The organism is Kribbella sp. NPDC050124, assembly GCF_044460355.1.
GTDB lineage: Bacteria > Actinomycetota > Actinomycetes > Propionibacteriales > Kribbellaceae > Kribbella.
In genome coordinates this window covers 78,704-95,919 of the sequence record NZ_JBITJU010000004.1, presented here as the reverse complement: position 1 = coordinate 95,919, position 17,216 = coordinate 78,704, and the positions used below count along the sequence as shown (strand labels likewise).

13 protein-coding genes are annotated in these 17,216 nt (G+C 69.1%); 1 reads left to right on the top strand and 12 read right to left on the bottom strand.

The window, feature by feature from the left end; translation table 11 throughout:
• Positions 1-112: 112 nt before the first annotated feature.
• Positions 113-1,765: a DUF222 domain-containing protein gene (locus ACIBL3_RS12725; protein WP_396353446.1), complete on the top strand. Its 1,653-nt coding sequence runs from the start codon at positions 113-115 to the stop codon at positions 1,763-1,765.
• Positions 1,766-2,046: 281 nt separating this feature from the next.
• On the opposite strand, the gene ACIBL3_RS12720 is transcribed toward ACIBL3_RS12725, so the two are convergent.
• From ACIBL3_RS12720 to nuoF, 12 genes are all read right to left on the bottom strand, one after another.
• Positions 2,047-4,053: a protein kinase gene (locus ACIBL3_RS12720; protein ID WP_396353445.1), complete on the bottom strand. Its 2,007-nt coding sequence runs from the start codon at positions 4,051-4,053 to the stop codon at positions 2,047-2,049.
• On the bottom strand, positions 4,053-4,328 hold the full coding sequence (locus ACIBL3_RS12715; RefSeq protein ID WP_396353444.1) for a hypothetical protein: 276 nt from the start codon (positions 4,326-4,328) through the stop codon (positions 4,053-4,055). The genes ACIBL3_RS12720 and ACIBL3_RS12715 overlap by 1 nt, the downstream gene beginning before the upstream one ends.
• Positions 4,329-4,380: 52 nt before the next feature.
• Complete coding sequence (locus ACIBL3_RS12710; protein WP_396353443.1) at positions 4,381-5,403, bottom strand: polyprenyl synthetase family protein; 1,023 nt, start codon at positions 5,401-5,403, stop codon at positions 4,381-4,383.
• A complete protein-coding gene (nuoN, locus tag ACIBL3_RS12705; RefSeq protein ID WP_396353805.1) occupies positions 5,400-6,977 on the bottom strand; it encodes an NADH-quinone oxidoreductase subunit NuoN in 1,578 nt (525 codons plus the stop codon). Before nuoN ends, ACIBL3_RS12710 begins: the two co-directional genes overlap by 4 nt.
• Before the next feature lie 8 nt (positions 6,978-6,985).
• On the bottom strand, positions 6,986-8,509 hold the full coding sequence (locus tag ACIBL3_RS12700; RefSeq protein WP_396353442.1) for an NADH-quinone oxidoreductase subunit M: 1,524 nt from the start codon (positions 8,507-8,509) through the stop codon (positions 6,986-6,988).
• Entirely contained in the window at positions 8,506-10,377 is a 1,872-nt protein-coding gene (nuoL, locus tag ACIBL3_RS12695; protein ID WP_396353441.1) for an NADH-quinone oxidoreductase subunit L, read from the bottom strand. The genes ACIBL3_RS12700 and nuoL overlap by 4 nt, the downstream gene beginning before the upstream one ends.
• A gap of 11 nt (positions 10,378-10,388) precedes the next feature.
• Positions 10,389-10,688, bottom strand: coding sequence for an NADH-quinone oxidoreductase subunit NuoK (nuoK, locus tag ACIBL3_RS12690; protein ID WP_360172083.1), 300 nt, complete (start codon positions 10,686-10,688; stop codon positions 10,389-10,391).
• Between the two features lie 73 nt (positions 10,689-10,761).
• The gene (locus ACIBL3_RS12685; RefSeq protein WP_396353440.1) at positions 10,762-11,607 is read right to left on the bottom strand and encodes an NADH-quinone oxidoreductase subunit J; all 846 of its coding nucleotides are present in this window, start codon (positions 11,605-11,607) and stop codon (positions 10,762-10,764) included.
• Entirely contained in the window at positions 11,604-12,167 is a 564-nt protein-coding gene (nuoI, locus tag ACIBL3_RS12680) for an NADH-quinone oxidoreductase subunit NuoI (protein ID WP_396353439.1), read from the bottom strand. The genes ACIBL3_RS12685 and nuoI overlap by 4 nt, the downstream gene beginning before the upstream one ends.
• Complete coding sequence (gene nuoH / locus ACIBL3_RS12675; protein ID WP_396353438.1) at positions 12,160-13,488, bottom strand: NADH-quinone oxidoreductase subunit NuoH; 1,329 nt, start codon at positions 13,486-13,488, stop codon at positions 12,160-12,162. Before nuoH ends, nuoI begins: the two co-directional genes overlap by 8 nt.
• Positions 13,485-15,917, bottom strand: coding sequence for an NADH-quinone oxidoreductase subunit G (locus ACIBL3_RS12670; RefSeq protein ID WP_396353437.1), 2,433 nt, complete (start codon positions 15,915-15,917; stop codon positions 13,485-13,487). The genes nuoH and ACIBL3_RS12670 overlap by 4 nt, the downstream gene beginning before the upstream one ends.
• The gene (gene nuoF, locus ACIBL3_RS12665; RefSeq protein ID WP_396353436.1) at positions 15,914-17,215 is read right to left on the bottom strand and encodes an NADH-quinone oxidoreductase subunit NuoF; all 1,302 of its coding nucleotides are present in this window, start codon (positions 17,213-17,215) and stop codon (positions 15,914-15,916) included. Before nuoF ends, ACIBL3_RS12670 begins: the two co-directional genes overlap by 4 nt.
• Position 17,216 lies beyond the last annotated feature (1 nt).

The following is a 17,216-nucleotide window of genomic DNA, read 5'->3' as shown; positions in this document are numbered from 1 at the left end:
GTTTCAGCTCGCCGGAGCTGTGAGATTGATTCCTGTGGACAGCCGGGATTCCCTTGTTTTCAAGGAGATTCCGGCTTGGAATCTGTCGGCTGGGGTGCCTAGGGTTGGCGGCATGGAGATCCTCGGCGAACGGCCCGCCTGGTCGATGACCGACAGCGAGAAGCTGTCGCGACTCGACGCGACCGTTGCCGAGCTCGCGCGACTGGAGACCTACTACCTGCATCTGATCGCCGACCTCGACGCCTCCGGCCACGCCAAGGACCTCGGCGCCGGCGACACCGCGCGCTTCCTTTCCACCCGCTACCGCCTCGACTCCGCCAAAGCCCGCCGCGACCTCCGCCTCGCCAACAACCTCCGCAAGTACGACGCCGTCGCCGAAGCACTCCCCGACCCGGCCCACCCATTCGACGACCAGGACGACGCGGACCGACCGGTCGACGCGGAGTCCGCGGCCGATGGCAACTCGCTCGCACCCCGCCTGGGCCGGCCGATGGCCCCAGCCCAAGCCGCAGCCATTGTGTCGGCCTTGGAGAAGGTGCCCACCTCGGTCCCGGTCGAGAACCTCCAAGCCGCCGAGCGCCAACTCGTGAAGCTCGCCCGGAGTTTCACACCCAAGCAGCTCCGCGATGCCGGCGACCGGATGCGCAACATCCTCGACACCGACGGCCCCGAGCCCGACGAGCACCGCGCCTACCAGCGCGAGTCCCTGACACTGCAGCCCGCCGACAAAGGTGTCAAGTTCCGCCGCTTCCTGGCGAACGAGAATGCCGAACTCTTCCGCGCACTCATCCACGCCGGCGCCAAGCCTCGCAAGACCTGTGACGACCAGCCGGACCCACGCCCCCGCGACAAACGTCAGGCCGACGCCCTGACCAGCCTCCTCACCACCGCAGCCACCGTCATCAACACGACCCGCGATTCGACACCATCCCGCGATTCGACATCGACCCGCGGTACGACGCCGACCCGCGGTACGACGCCCACCGTCGGCCACCCGGCAACCGCTGAGAACGCCGCCGCGGATCGTGCTGTCGACACCGGCGCTGCCTCAACGACCGACGCAGTCGGCGCGGTTGGCGCGACCGGCGGCTACGTTCCTGGCCACGGCTCGAAGGCTCATCTCACGATCACCATCGACTACAACGAACTGAAAGCCGCGACCGCTCGGTCCACCGGCGACGCGGTCTTCGGTGACCCGCTCTCGGCGGCCGCAGTGCGCCGCCTAGCGTGTGACGCTCAGGTCATCCCGGTGGTGCTCGGTTCCAAGTCCCAACCACTCGATGTCGGCACCACGAAGCGTCTGGTCACCGCCCCGATGCGGCTGGCCTTGAACGCCCGCGACCGCGGCTGCGTTGTCTGTGGAGCACCACCCATCCAGTGCGAAGCCCACCACCTCGTCCACTGGATCGACGGCGGAGATACCGCAGTCTCGAACCTCGTCCTACTCTGCAAACGCCACCACCTCGACCTGCACTCCGGCCACTGGCGCATCGAGATCATCGACGAGGTGGTCCACGTGTCCCGCCCCACCTGGGCAACTCCCGCACGCATCACCCGCGATCACTACCAGCCGGTCTCCTACCAACCGTCCCCGGCACCGCACGATGCGGTCGGTTCCGTAGGCGGTAACGCGACTCCACTCTCAGCCCAGACAGTCGCCCTCGCCCGTACCTCTTCACCAGACGCAGCCCGCCGGGCAATCTGGGGCGACCAGGAAGGGCCAACCACCCGACCACGCCCACCCACCACCGCCGCCGTACCCTGACACGCGAGCCCACTCGGCGACCTCCGCCGCTCACGCCCACCCAGGAACCTCGCGTCAGAACCGAGGGTGGGACGCCTCGCCCACCTGGACATACCCACGCGACGGGCCCTGACCGCGACCCGGTTTCCCTGGCCGCACACGGCGGGACCTGACCACCACGCGACGGGACCTGACCACGACTCGGCGCGTCCTCGACGCGACGCAACCGGTCGGCGGCTTGTGGCGCATCGCGGCGGAGGCTTGTCAGGTCTGCTACCGGCGGCTGGTCGGTGCCGGCGTGGTCAGCGGTTGGGGTGCCGGCTCTCGATCTCGCGGGCTAGGTCGGTCGCCAGCGACTCCAGGCGGCCGGAGTCGGGCATTCCGAGCGCCTGCGCCTGATCTGCATCGGCTCGGAGTACGACGTTGTCGATGCGGATCAGGTAGCTGTAACCGTCCAGGTCCTCGGGCGCGCTGGCATCGTCGTCGGTCGTCCGTACGGCGTCGTCGCCGAGTTGCACCTCGACGATGGTGTCGCCGTCGCCATCTGCGTCGTCGCGCTCGGCCTGCAGCCGGGAGGCCGCCGCGCGCGAGTCGTCGTACTTCTTGACGTTGACGTAGAGCTCGGCGGCGTTGCCGTACTCGTCCTCGTCGTCGACGCGCTGCCACTGGCAGGAGATCTCGTTGGTGTAGGAGTTCCGGACCGGCTCCGGAGGACTCTCGATGAACTCCGCGATGCGGTCCTCCGACAAGATGTCCGCCCCACAGACATCCGGTACGGCGGTGAAGTCGTCCTGGCGGTCGACGTACCGCGCGGTGGCCTGGAAGCCGACGAATACCGGGAGGACGAGCGCGACCACGAAGGTGACGACCGCCGCCCACCGCTTGCCTGGTGCCGTCGATGCGGACCGTACGACGGGAATCGCCAGCAGCGCGGCGACCAGCACGACGACGCCGGAGCCCATCAGAAGCGGGGTGATGTAGTCGCCGCCGGCAGGGTTCACCTGACGAGTCTCGACCAGCACGAAGTAGGTGATCGCGGTGGCCGCGCCGAGCAGCAACCCGGCGAACCCGGTCACCCGGAAGGTCGTGGTCACCCGGCCGAGCTGGTCCTCCGGCACGATGCGCCCGCGCAGTACGCGGGCCAGCCGATGCCAGATCGCGAACGACACCAGAGCGATCCCGGACAGCACGGTGGCCGCGATCGGTCGCTCCGGGTCCACCACCACACTCGCGCCGATGATCGACTCGCCCATCAGCACAGCGCTGCCGGCCAGCGCCACCGGAAGGCCGAGCCACCGGGCGAGGCCGGGTGCGAGCCAGGCACCGAGGGCCGCGCCGACGGTGATCGCGACCGCCAGGGCACCGGCGATCCAGATCGGCATGCCGTCGGACAAGGCGTACCCGATCAGGGCCAGCAGCGCACCGATCGCCAGGTGCATCACCACCATCACACCAGCCAACGCACGCAGCACGCGATGACCCCAAACCCCAGCTACAGCGGGTGTGCCACCGTCGGACAGCAGCTTGGCGCTCCCGCCGTCCGGCAGCAGGTTGGTGCCGCCGCCGTCCGGCAGCAGGTTGGTGCCCCCGCCGTCCGGAAGCAGGTTGGTGCCGCCGCCGTCCGGCAGCAGGTTGGTGCCGCCGCCGTCCGGCAGCAGGTTGGTGCCGCCGCCGCCGTCCGGTAGCTGCTTGGTGCCGCCGCCGTACCTCTCCGTGGGCTTGTCGGTGTCGGGTAGTTGTGCGGTCGGGTTCTCGAAGGTGGGGTAGCCGCCGGCGATGGCGAGCAGTTGTTGCTTGGCGGTAGCAGCATCCAGGCGCTTGGCCGGGTCGCGCTCCATCAAGCCGGCAATGACCGGCGCGAGCGGTCCGGCGTGCTTCGGAGGGTTGGGATCGCGAGTCAGTACGGCGGCGATCATCGCGGGCAGGTCGTCGTAGTCGTACGCGTGCTGTCCCTCGACGGCGAAGTACAGCGTCGCGCCCACGGCCCACAGGTCAGCCGCAGGGCCGGGCTCGCCACCCGAGAGCCGTTCCGGTGCGATGTAGCCGAGGGTGCCGGTCACGATGCCGGTGCCGGTCAGGGTGCGCGTGGCGCCGGCGACCGAGGCGATGCCGAGGTCGGTCAACATCCAGCGACCGTCGCTGCCCAGCATCACGTTCTGCGGCTTCACGTCCCGGTGCAGCACGCCCTTGGCATGCGCGGCGGCGAGTGCCTCGACCAGCCGCGCACCGAGCTCGGCCGCGCCTCGCGGACTCAGCGGCCCGTTGGCACGCACGCCCTGATCGAGCGACTGTCCGGGCAGCAGCCGCATCACGATCCACGGCCGCCCGCCCCGTCGATCACGTCGTGAATCGTGACGATCCCCGGGTGATCCAGCCCCGCCGCGGCCCGTGCCTCCCGGAGCGCCCGAGCCCGCAGCTTCTCGCGCTCCTCCGGATTCAGCCCTTCCGGGATCCGCAGCTCCTTGACGGCCACCTCACGATGCAGAACGCGGTCGAACGCCTTCCACACCGTACCCATCCCACCCACGCCGATCGGCGGCTCACTCAGCAGGTACCGGCCACCGGCCAGGGTGCGCTCACTCACCCACCAGACCCTAGCCGCGGGCAGGTTCCACGACCGGCCGTTCGCGTGTCGGTCAGACGGAGCGGGTGACTACCAGGTCGCAGAGGGAGTCGAGGGCGTCGCGGGCGGCGCCTTCGGGGAGCGGGGAGAGGAGTTTGCGGGCGTCGGTCGCGCGGCGGCGGACGTCGTCCTCGGCCTGGCGGAACGCCGGGTGGGCGCGGAGCAGCTCGAGGGTCTCGGCCAGGCGGGCGTCGTCGGACAGGTCCGAGTCGAGGAGCTCGAGCAGGCGGGCGTCCGTGGGGTCGGACGGGTCGGCCTGGGCGCGGAAGATCAGCACCGGCAGGGTGGGCACGCCCTCGCGCAGGTCGGTGCCGGGAGTCTTGCCGGACTGGCCGGACTCCGACGCGATGTCGAGGATGTCGTCGGCCAGCTGGAAGGCGACGCCGATCTCCTCGCCGAAGGCGCGCAGCGACTCCTGGACCTCGTCGGGCGCCCCGGCGTACCGGGAGCCGAAGAGGGCGGACGTCGCGATCAAGGAGCCGGTCTTGTCGGCGACGACGGACAGGTAGTGCGCCAGCGGGTCCTGGCCCTCGCCGACGCCGAGGGTCTCCCGGATCTGGCCCTCGACCAGCCGGCCGAAGGTGCGGGCCTGGATCCGGACCGCCTCCGGGCCGAGGTCGGCGACCAGGTCGGAGGCCCGGGCGAACAGCCAGTCGCCGGACAGGATGGCGACCGAGTTGTCCCAGGCCGCGTTCGCGGTGGACGAGCCGCGCCGCAGCGCCGCCTCGTCCATCACGTCGTCGTGATGCAGCGTCGCGACGTGAGTCAACTCGACCACGACGGCCGCCTTCACCACGTCGTCAGCGGCCGGCGCCGGCCCGAACTCGGCCGCCAGCAGCACCAGCAGCGGCCGGAACCGCTTGCCGCCGGCAACCATGACGTGCTGGGCGGCCGCGGTGACGAACGGCGCCTCGGACTGGGTCGAGTCGTGCAGCGCCTGCTCGACCGACTCCAGCCCAGCCCGAACCCGGGCTTCGAGCGCCTCGTCGGCGAACGCGAAGCCCAGGCTCTCGGCCGGCAGCGGTTTCGGACTCAACGGATGAACTCACCCGCGCGGGCCGCCAGGTCGAGCACCGGCCCGGGAACCAGGCCGAGCACCACCGTGGCGGCGAGACCGAGGGCGACGGCGGTCGTGGTCTGCCACCCGGGCAGCGCCACGTCCGGCGCGTCCGCCGGGAGGTCGGAGAAGAACATCAGCACGATCACCCGGACGTAGAAGAACGCGGCGACCAGGCTGCACAGTACGGCGACCACCACCAGCGGCCACGCGTCCCCGGACCAGGCCGCGCTGAACACGGCCCACTTCCCGGTGAAGCCGGCGGTCAGCGGGATCCCGGCGAAGGACAGCAGGAAGAACGCGAAGATGCCGGCCAGCAGCGGCGACTTCTTGCCCAGCCCGGCCCACCGGGACAGGTGCGTCGCCTCACCGCCGGCGTCGCGCACCAGCGTGACGACGGCGAACGCGCCGACCGTCGGGAAGCCGTAGGTGACCAGGTAGAACAGCACCGCCTGGGTCGAGGTGACCCCGGTGGTCACGCCGTTCCCGGTCTGCGCCAGGCCGACGAACGCGGTCAGCAGGAAGCCCGCGTGCGCGATCGACGAGTAGGCCAGCATCCGCTTCACGTCGGTCTGGGTGATCGCGACGATCGAGCCGACCACCATGGTGAGGATCGCGACGATCCACATCATCGGCGCCCAGTCCCAGCGGGTGCCGCCGAGGGCGACGTAGAAGACCCGCATCAGCCCGATGAACGCGGCGATCTTGGTGCAGGCCGCCATGAACCCGGTGACCGGCGTCGGCGCACCCTGGTACACGTCCGGGGTCCAGGAGTGGAACGGTACGGCGCCCACCTTGAACAGCAGGCCGACACCGATCAGGCCGGTCCCGGCCAGCAGGATCGCGTCGCCACCGGTCTGGGTGGCCAGCGCGTCCGAGATCCCGCCGAGCGACATCGTCCCGGCGTACCCGTAGAGCAGCGCGATCCCGAACAGCAGGAACGCCGACGCGAACGCGCCGAGCAGGAAGTACTTCATCGCCGCTTCCTGCGAGATCAGCCGGCGCCGCCGGGCCAGCCCGCAGAGCAGGTACAGCGGCAGCGAGAACACCTCGAGCGCGACGAACAGCAGCAGCAGGTCGTTGGCCGACGCGAACAGCATCATGCCGAAGACCGCGAACAGCGTCAGCGGGAACACCTCGGTGTGCTCGACCTTGGCCGCGGTCCCCTCACGCTCGGCCTCGGACCCCGGTACGGCGGCCGCCTGGCCGGCGAACGCGGACAGTCCGCCGTCGACCGACCGCTCGGCGAACAGCAGCACGCTGATCAGCGTCAGCGCCAGCAGCACGATCCAGGTGAACAGCGCCGGGCCGTCGACCGAGATCTCGCCCTGCGCCGCGATCAGTTCGGTGTTGTCGGCCATCAGGATCGCGGTCAGCACCCCGGCCACGACGATCGACACGATCGTGATCGCCAACTGGACCAGGTGCCGCAGCGGCCGGGGCAGGAACGCCTCGGCGACCACACCGACGCAGGCCGCGCCGAACACGACGAACAGTGGCATCAGTTCGCCGTACTCGATCTTCGGCGCGGTGAAGTCCGCCAGCGGCAGCATCTGCGCGATCACTTCTGTCCCTCCGTCACGGGGATCTCCGGAGCCTTGTCAGTGACGCCCACGTGCTGCATCGTCGACTCCACGGCCGGCTTGATGATGTCCACCACCGGCTTCGGGAACAGTCCCAGGCCGATGATCAGTACGACGAGCGGCGCGATCGCGACCAGCTCGCGCACGTTCAGGTCCTTCAGTTTCTCGACCCCGTCGCGGACCGGCCCGGTCATCAGGCGTTGGTACATGAGCAGGATGTAGAGCGCGGCCAGCACGATCCCCAGCACCGCGATCACCGCGAGCGCCCTGTGCCGGCTGAACGTCCCGGCCAGCACCATGAACTCGGAGATGAACGGCGACAGGCCGGGCAGCGCCAGGCTGGACAGGCCGGCGAACAGGAACGTGCCGGCCAGCACCGGGGCCACCTTCTCGACCCCGCCGTAGTCGGCGATCCGGGCCGACCCGCGCCGCGAGATCAGGTACCCGGCGATCAGGAACAGCGCCGCCGTGGACAGGCCGTGGTTGAACATGTAGAGCGTCGACCCGGTCATGCCCTGCGAGGTCAGCGCGAAGATGCCCATCACGATGAAGCCGAAGTGCGAGATCGAGGTGTAGGCGATCAGCCGCTTGATATCGGTCTGGCCGATCGCCACCAGGGCGCCGTACAGGACCGAGATCAGGGCGAGCACCAGCACCACCGGGGTGGCCCACTCGGACGCGTTCGGGAACAGGCCCAGGCAGTACCGGAGCATCCCGAAGGTGCCGATCTTGTCCAGGATGCCGACCAGCAGCACCGACGTGCCCGGCGTCGCCTCGGCGGCGGCGTCCGGCAGCCAGGTGTGGAACGGCACCATCGGCGCCTTCACCACGAAGGCGAACATGAAGCCGAGGAACAACCAGCGCTCGGTGTTCTGGCTCATGTCGAGCTTCATCATGTCGGTCAGCAGGTACGACGGCTCGCCCTGCTTGGCCGAGACGACGTACAGGCCGACCACCGAGGCCAGCATCAGCAGACCGCCGAGCAGCGAGTACAGCAGGAACTTCACCGCGGCGTACGAGCGCTGCGCACCGCCGAAGCCGCCGATCAGGAAGTACATCGGGATCAGCGTGGCCTCGAACAGCACGTAGAACAGGAACACGTCGGTGGCGGCGAACACGCCGAGCGACAGCGCCTCCAGGCCGAGGATCCAGGCGAAGAAGGACTTCTCCGACCAGCGGCCGTCCTGCGCGTCGTTCCAGGACGCGATGATCACGATCGGCGTGAGCAGCGCGGTCAGCACCAGCAAGACGATGCCGATCCCGTCCAGGCCGAGCGCGAAGTGCGCGCCGAACGGCTCGATCCAGGTGTGCACCTCGGCGTAGTCCGCGGCGCCGTTGCGCTGGTAGCCGATCGCGATGATCGCGGTCAGCACCAGCGTGACCAGCGAGAACGCGAGCGCGATCTGCTTGGCCAGCAGCGCCTTCGCCGTCGGCACCAGCATCGTCGCCAGTGCCCCGACGAACGGCAGGAGCAGTAACAGGGTCAGCCAACCGATGTTCACGACAACCTCACCGCGAGGAGGGCGACGACCACGAATGCGGCGCCGAAGACCATGCTGAGTGCGTAGGAACGGACGAAGCCCGTCTGGAATCGGCGGAGCCGGCCGGACAGCCCGCCGAACAACGCGGCCAGCCCGTTGACCAGGCCGTCCACGCCACGGTTGTCCAGCCAGACCAGCGTCCGGGTGAGGTACTGGCCCGGACGCATCAGGACCGCCTCGTTCAGCGCGTCGCCGTACACGTCACGGCGGGCGAAGGTGGTGACCGGGGAGACCTTGACCGGCGCCTCCCGCGGGATGTCCCGGCGGAACAGCCACACACCGATGGCGGCGCCGACGACCACGACCGCGAGGATGATCACCGTCATCGCCAGCGCGCTGATCGGCGGGTGGGCTTCCTCGAAGCCGGTCACCGGCTCCAGCCAGGTGACGATCCAGTCGTTGACGAAGTAGAGCGCACCGCCGACCAGCGACAGGATCGCCAGGACGATCAGCGGCCACGTCATCACCTTCGGCGACTCGTGCGGGTGCACGTCCTCCTCCCAGCGCTTCTCACCGAAGAAGGTCATCATCATCAGCCGGGTCATGTAGAACGCGGTGATCCCGGCGCCGAGCAGCGCACACAGACCGACCACGGTGTTCTCCGCGAAGGCGACCTCGATGATGTGGTCCTTGCTGAAGAAGCCGGAGAACGGCGGGATGCCGAGGATCGCCAGGTAGCCGAAGGCGAACGTCACGTAGGTGACCTTCATGTACTTGCGCAGCGCGCCGTACCGCCGCATGTTCACGTCGTCGTTCATGCCGTGCATCACCGAGCCGGCGCCGAGGAACATGTTGGCCTTGAAGAACCCGTGCGTGAGCAGGTGGAAGATCGCGAACGCGTATCCCACCGGACCGAGACCGGCGGCGATCATCATGTAGCCGATCTGGCTCATCGTCGAACCGGCCAGCGCCTTCTTGATGTCGTCCTTGGCGCACCCGATGATCGCACCGGTCAGCGCGGTCACCGTGCCGACGACCACGACCGCGGTGGACGCGGCGTCGGTGACCTCGTAGATCGCGTTCGAGCGGACCACCAGGTACACGCCCGCGGTGACCATCGTCGCCGCGTGGATCAGCGCCGACACCGGGGTCGGGCCCTCCATCGCGTCCAGCAGCCAGGACTGCAGCGGCACCTGCGCGGACTTGCCGCAGGCCGCCAGCAGCAGCATCAGGCCCAGCAGCGTCGCCCACGTCGAGGAGACGTGCTCGGCGCCGGCGTCCACGGTGGCGAAGGCGGACGAGCCGAACAGCGCCCACATGCTCATCACCGCGAGCGAGAGGCCGATGTCACCGACCCGGTTCACCACGAACGCCTTCTTCGCGGCGACCGCGGCCGAGTTCTTGTGCTGCCAGAACCCGATCAGCAGGTACGACGCCAGGCCGACGCCCTCCCAGCCGACGAACACCAGCAGGTAGTCGGCCGCGAGCACCAGCAGCAGCATCGACGCGATGAACAGGTTCAGGTACCCGAAGAACCGGCGCCGCCGCGCGTCGTGCTCCATGTAGCCGACCGAGTAGATGTGGATCAGCGAGCCCACACCGGTGATCAGCAACACGAACAGGATCGACAGCGGGTCGATCAGCAGGCTGAAGTCCACCTTGATGCCGCCGACCGAGAACCACTCGAACAGCCGGATGGTCTCGGACCGCTCCTCGGATCCCAGGCCCTGCATCTGGATGAACAGCACAACGCCGAAGGCGAACGAGACCAGCGGCGCCAGCGTCCCCAGCAGGTGACCCCACGCGTTGGTGGCCTTGCCACCGAGCAGCAGGATCGCCGCGGACACGGCCGGGACCGCGACCAGCAGCCACGTCAGCTCATGACTCATCGGTGATTACCTCAGTACTTGAGCAGGTTGGCGTCGTCGACCGAGGCCGAGCGACGGGTGCGGAAGATGGCCATGATGATCGCCAGCCCGATGACCACCTCGGCCGCGGCCACCACCATCACGAAGAAGGCGGCGATCTGGCCGTCGAGGTTGCCATGCTGACGGGCGAAGCTGACGAACGCCAGGTTGCACGCGTTCAGCATCAGCTCGACACACATGAAGACGACGATGGCGTTACGGCGCACCAGCACGCCGAGCGCGCCGATGCTGAACAAGATCGCCGCGAGCACGATGTACGGCTCGGTCGTCATGCGCGTCCTCGCTTCGCTCCGGGCGCGCATGCCGAGAGCGTGCTGCGCTTGATTGTTCGCTCGCTCCGCTCGCTCACGCCTTGTCTCCTTCGCCATAACCGGAGAGGTCCGTGCCCTCGGGCTCGGACGGGACCTTGTCACCCGGGTCGCCCTCGCTGATCTCACGGACCTCTTCGACGTCCGACCGCTCCTGCGCCTCGGGGTACACCGTGCCACGGGCCTGCAGCACCCGCGAAACCGAGGTCGGTGCGATCGATCCGTCCGGCAGCAGCGCCGGCGTGTCGACGGCGTTGTGCCGGGCCAGCACACCCGGGGTCGGCAGCGGACCGGGGTGCACGCCGGACTCGGCGTACTTGCGGATCCGGTCCTCGGCGTGGTCGCGCTGGGTGCGCTTCTTGGTCAGCCGCTCGCGGTGCGCCAGCATCATCGCGCCGAGCGCCGCGGTGATCAGCAGCGCCGAGGTCGCCTCGAAGGCGAACACGTACTTGCCGAACAGCAGCTGCGCGATCCCCTTCGGGTTGCCCTCCGGCTGCGCGTCGGCCAGCCCGACCGGGTTGCCGTACACCGCGTTGCCGACCGCCGCGACCAGCAGGGCGCCGAAGCCGAGGAACGCCAGGCCGGCCAGCAGCCGCTGCCCGCGGATCGTCTCCACCAGGGAGTCGCTCGCGTCCACACCGACCAGCATCAGCACGAACAGGAACAGCATCAGGATCGCGCCGGTGTAGACGATGATCTGTACGGCGAACAGGAACGGCGCGTCCTGAGCGGCGTACTGGGCCGCCAGGCAGACCATCACGGTGGCCAGCAGCAGCGCCGAGTGCACCGCCTTGCGGACCAGCACCATCCCGATCGCGGCCAGCACCATGATCGGCGCCAGCGTCCAGAACGCCACCTGGGCGCCGGTGACGAGGCCGATCATTTGGCGTCACCGCCCTCGGCCGGCGCGGCGGCGCCGGTCAGGCCGAGGTAGTAGTCCTTCTCGGTGCTGCCGAGCTGCATCTCGTGCGGCGGCTCCTGCATCCCGGGCAGCAGCGGCGCCAGCAGGTCTTTCTTCTCGTAGATGAGGGACTCGCGGGTGCGGTCGGCCAGCTCGTACTCATTGGTCATGGTGAGCGCCCGGGTCGGGCAGGCCTCGATGCACAGACCGCAGAGGATGCAGCGCAGGTAGTTGATCTGGTAGACGCGGCCGTAGCGCTCGCCCGGGGAGAAACGACCGGAGCCGCCCGCCGTGTCATCTGCGTTGTCCGCGCCCTCGACGTAGATCGCGTCCGCCGGGCAGGCCCACGCGCAGAGCTCGCAGCCGATGCACTTCTCCAGACCGTCCGGCCAGCGGTTCAGCTGGTGGCGGCCGTGGAAACGCGGCGCGGTCGGCTTCTTGTCGAACGGGTACTGCTCGGTGAACACCTTGCGGAACATCGTCCGGAAGGTGACCCCGAACCCGGCTACCGGGTCCCAGAGGGACTCTTTGACACTAGCCACGGCTGCCTTCCTTGCTACGGGTTTCAGGCTCGCTTCGGCGCTCCGTGTGAACGAGCGGTGGGGGCACCGGGTACCCACCCGCGAAGGCGTCGAAGTCCCTCGCGCGGTCGTCCTCGGTGAGCTTCTCGGGCTTGGGCTTCTGCGGGACGAACATCGTGACGATCGCGATCGCCAGTACCACACCCGCGGCCACCAGCAGCGTCGTCCGGCTGAAGGTGGTCTCCCGGCCGACCGCGCGGACGGTGGCGACCAGCAGGATCCAGCCCAGCGAGACCGGGATCAGGATCTTCCAGCCCAGCTTCATGAACTGGTCGTAGCGCAGTCGCGGCAGGGTTCCGCGCAGCCAGATGTAGAAGAAGATGAAGCACATCATCTTGCCGACGAACCACAGCACCGGCCAGAAGCCGGAGTTCGCGCCGTCCCAGATCGAGATCGGCCACGGCGCCCGCCAGCCGCCCAGGAACAGCGTGGTCGCCAGCGCCGACACGGTCGCCATGTTGATGTACTCGGCCAGGAAGAACATCGCGTACTTCATCGACGAGTACTCGGTCAGGAAGCCGGCCACCAGCTCGCCCTCGGCCTCCGGCAGGTCGAACGGCGCCCGGTTCGTCTCGCCGACCATCGAGATCACGTAGATCACGAACGACGGGAACAGCAGGAACGCGTACCAGCCCGGGATCGGGATCTCCGCACCGAACAGGTTGATCGACTGGTTCGAGCCCTGCGCCGCGACGATCTCCGAGGTGGACATCGAGCCGGCGAACAGGAACACCGTCACCAGCGCCAGGCCCATGCCGACCTCGTAGGAGATCATCTGCGCGCTGGACCGCAGGCCGCCGAGCAGCGAGTACGTCGAGTTGGACGACCAGCCGCCGAGCACGATGCCGTAGATGCCGATCGAGGCGACCGCCATCACGTACAGCACCGACACCGGCAGGTCGGTGATCTGCAGCCGGGTGTAGGTGTCGGTGAACGGGATCTTCACCGTCGGGCCGAACGGGATCACCGCGAAGGTCAGGAAGGCCGGGATCGACACGATCACCGGGGCGGCGACGAAGACGAGCTTGTCGACGCCCTTCGGCATCAGGTCTTCCTTGAACATCAGCTTCATGCCGTCGGCGAGCGACTGCAGCAGACCCTGCGGTCCGTGCACGTTCGGGCCGATCCGGTGCTGCATCCGGGCTACCACCCGGCGCTCCCACCAGATGTTGAACAGCGTCAGCACGACCAGGAAGACGAAGACCAGCAGCACCTTCAGGCCGACGACCCACCACGGGTCGTTGCCGACGCCTGCGTCCGGCACCGCGAGCGGGATGTTCATGCGTTCCCTCCGGCGATCGTCACGATCGAGCCATGGTCGGCGTGCAGCGACCGGCGGACGTGGGAGTCGGCCGAGTTGGCCGGCAGCCACACCACGTTGTCGGTCATCGGGCTGATCACCACCGGCAGCCGGATCGACCCGGCGTCGGTGCTGACCACCAGCTCGTCACCGTCGGCGACACCGACCCGGTGCGCGGTGGTGAGCGAGATCCGGGCGACCGGCTTGCGGGCCGTCGCGGTCAGGTGCGGCTCGCCGTCGTTCGCGCGGCTGTCGTCGATCAGCATCCGCCAGGTCGCCAGCCGGGTGGAGTCGAAGGCGCCGAGCGACGGACCGGCCTGGTACGTCGGCTCCTGCGCACGGTCGCCGTCCCAGCGGCCGAGCTCGTCGAACTCCTTCTTCGCGCCGGCCGGAGTGGTGAACCCGAGCGAGCGGTCCATCTCCTGCGCCAGCGCGGCCAGCGCCCGCACGTCCGGCATCGCGGCCGGGACCTTCAGCACCACCGGGAACGGCCGCTCGCGACCCTCCCAGTTGACGAAGGTGCCGTCCTTCTCCGCCGGCGGAACCACCGGGAAGACGACGTCGGCGTGCTCGGTGACCTGCGAGTTGCGGACCTCGAAGCTGACCACGAACGGCGCGGCCTCCAGCGCGGCCAACGCCGCCGCCGGATCCGGCAGGTCGTCGATCTCGACCCCCGCGACCACCAGCGCCTGCAGCGAACCCGCCGCGGCGAGGATCTCGGTCAGGTCCCGGCCGACGTTCGCCGGCAGGCTTTCGACACCCCATGCGGCCTGCATGTCGACCCGAGCGTGCGGGTCCGACACCAGCCGGCCACCGGGCAGCAGACCCGGCAGGCAGCCGGCCTCGAGCGCGGCCCGGTCACCCGCACGACGCGGGATCCAGGCCAGCTGAGCACCCGTGTCCAGGGCCAGCCGCAGCGCCGTCGAGTACCCACCCGGAGCGCTCGCCAACCGCTCGCCGACGATGATGATCGAGTCCGGCCCGAGCGCGGCCAGCGCGGCCGCACCGGTCTCACCTGCGTTGCCCAGGTCGGTCAGTACGGCGGCCTCGGTCCCAGGCGACGCCGGTACGACGACGCCGTCGAGCTTCTCCACGCCGCGCGACCCGTAGGCCGCGACCGTGAAGACCTTGGTGCCGTGCGCGCGGACGCCCTTGCGGAGCCGCAGGAACACCGACGGCGCCTCCTCCTCGGGCTCGAACCCGACGAGCAGAACCGATCCGGCCTTCTCCAGGTCGGCGAACGACGTCCCGAGACCGGTGCCGGCCACCGCGGCGGCGAGGAAGTCCGCCTCCTCCGCGGAGTGCGGCCGGGCCCGGAAGTCGATGTCGTTGGTGCCGAGCGCGACCCGGGCGAACTTCGAGTACGCGTAGGAGTCCTCGAGGGTGAGCCGGCCACCGGTCAGCACCGCCGCGTTGCCGCGGGCCGCGGTCAGCTTCTCCGCGGCGAAGGTCAGCGCCTCCGGCCAGGACGCCGGCCGGAGCTCGCCGTCCTCGCGGATCAGCGGGTGGGTCAGCCGGTCACCGGTGGTCGCGTAGTTGAACGCGAACCGGTCCTTGTCCGAGATCCACTCCTCGTTGACCAACGGGTCGTCGCCGGCCAGCCGGCGCATCACCTTGCCGCGCCGGTAGTCGACCCGGATCGCCGCGCCGGAGGAGTCGTGCTCCGCCACCGACGGAACCGAGACCAGGTCGAACGGCCGGGACCGGAACCGGTACGCGGCGCTGGTCAGCGCGCCCACCGGGCAGATCTGGATGGTGTTGCCGGAGAAGTAGCTCTCGAACGGCTCCTTCTCGTAGATGCCGACCTGCTGCAGCGCACCGCGCTCGATCAGCGCGATGAACGGGTCGCCGGCGATCTGCTCGGAGAACCGGGTGCAGCGGGCGCACAGCACGCAGCGCTCGCGGTCGAGCAGCACCTCGGCCGAGATGTTGATCGGCTTCGGGTAGGTCCGCTTGACCTCGGTGAACCGGGTCTCGCCGCGCCCGTTGGTCATCGCCTGGTTCTGCAGCGGGCACTCGCCGCCCTTGTCGCAGACCGGGCAGTCCAGCGGGTGGTTGATCAGCAGGAACTCCATGATCCCGTGCTGCGCCTTGTCCGCGACCGGCGAGGTCACCTGGGTGCGGACCACCATGCCGTCGGCAACGGTGATCGTGCAGGAGGCCTGCGGCTTCGGCATGCCCCGGCCGTTCCCGGCGTCGGTGATCTCGACCAGACACTGCCGGCAGGCGCCGACCGGGTCGAGCAGCGGGTGGTCGCAGAACCGCGGGATCTGGATCCCGATCTGCTCCGCGGCCCGGATCAGCAGGGTGTTCTTCGGAACCTTGACCTCGATGTCGTCGATGGTCACGGTCACCAGATCGGTGCGCTCCACCTCAGCGGGCGGATTCCCTGTGTTGGAGACGATCGTCATGCGCTTGCTCCAGCGGTAGCGAAGACAGTGCTTGCCATCGGGTCGAACGGGCAGCCGCCGTTCTCGAAGTGCGCCAGGTACTCGTCCTTGAAGTGCTGGATCGAGCTGCTGATCGGCGCCGTCGCACCGTCGGCCAGCGCACAGAACGAGCGGCCGGTGATGTTCTCGCACAGGTCGAGCAACTCGGCCAGGTCATCCTCGGTGCCCTTGCCGTGCTCCAGCCGCTCGAGGATCTGCACCAGCCACCAGGTGCCCTCACGGCACGGGGTGCACTTGCCGCAGGACTCGTGCTTGTAGAACTCGGTCCAGCGCAGCACCGAGCGGACCACGCAGGTGGTCTCGTCGAAGATCTGCAGCGCCTTCGTGCCCAGCATCGAGCCGACCGAGCCGACGCCCTCGTAGTCCAGCGGTACGTCGAGGTGCTCGGCGGTCAGCAGCGGAGTCGAGGACCCGCCCGGGGTCCAGAACTTCAGCTCGTGGCCCTCGCGGATCCCGCCGGCCAGGTCGATCAGCTGTCGCAGCGTGATCCCCATCGGCGCCTCGTACTGACCCGGCCGGGTGACGTGCCCGGACAGCGAGTACAGCGTCATGCCCTTGGACTTCTCGGTGCCCATCGATGAGAACCAGTCCGCGCCGTTCTTGATGATGGCGGGAACGGATGCGATCGACTCGACGTTGTTGATCACAGTGGGGCAGCCGTACAGACCGGCCACCGCCGGGAAGGGAGGACGCAGCCGGGGTTGACCGCGACGGCCTTCCAGCGAGTCGAGCAGCGCCGTCTCCTCGCCGCAGATGTAGGCGCCCGCGCCGGCGTGCACGATCACGTCCAGGTCGTAGCCGGAGCCGAGGATGTTGGCGCCGATGTAACCGGCCGCCTTCGCCTCCTCGACCGCCTGCTGCAGCCGGCGGATCACGTGCAGCACCTCACCGCGGACATAGATGAACGCGGTGCTCGCGCGGATCGCGTACGACGAGATGATGACGCCCTCGACCAGCGTGTGCGGCGAGGCCAGCATCAGCGGGATGTCCTTGCAGGTGCCCGGCTCGGACTCGTCCGCGTTCACCACCAGGTACTTCGGCTTCGGGTTGTCCTGCGGGATGAAGGACCACTTCATCCCGGTCGGGAAGCCGGCGCCGCCACGGCCGCGCAGACCCGAGTCCTTGACCGCGGCGACCACGTCGGCCGGCTGCATCCGCAGTGCGCTCTGCAGTGCGTCGTACCCACCGGCGCGCTGGTACGACGCCAGCTGCCAGGAGCGGATCTGGTCCCAGTTGTCGGACAGTACCGGGGTCAGCATG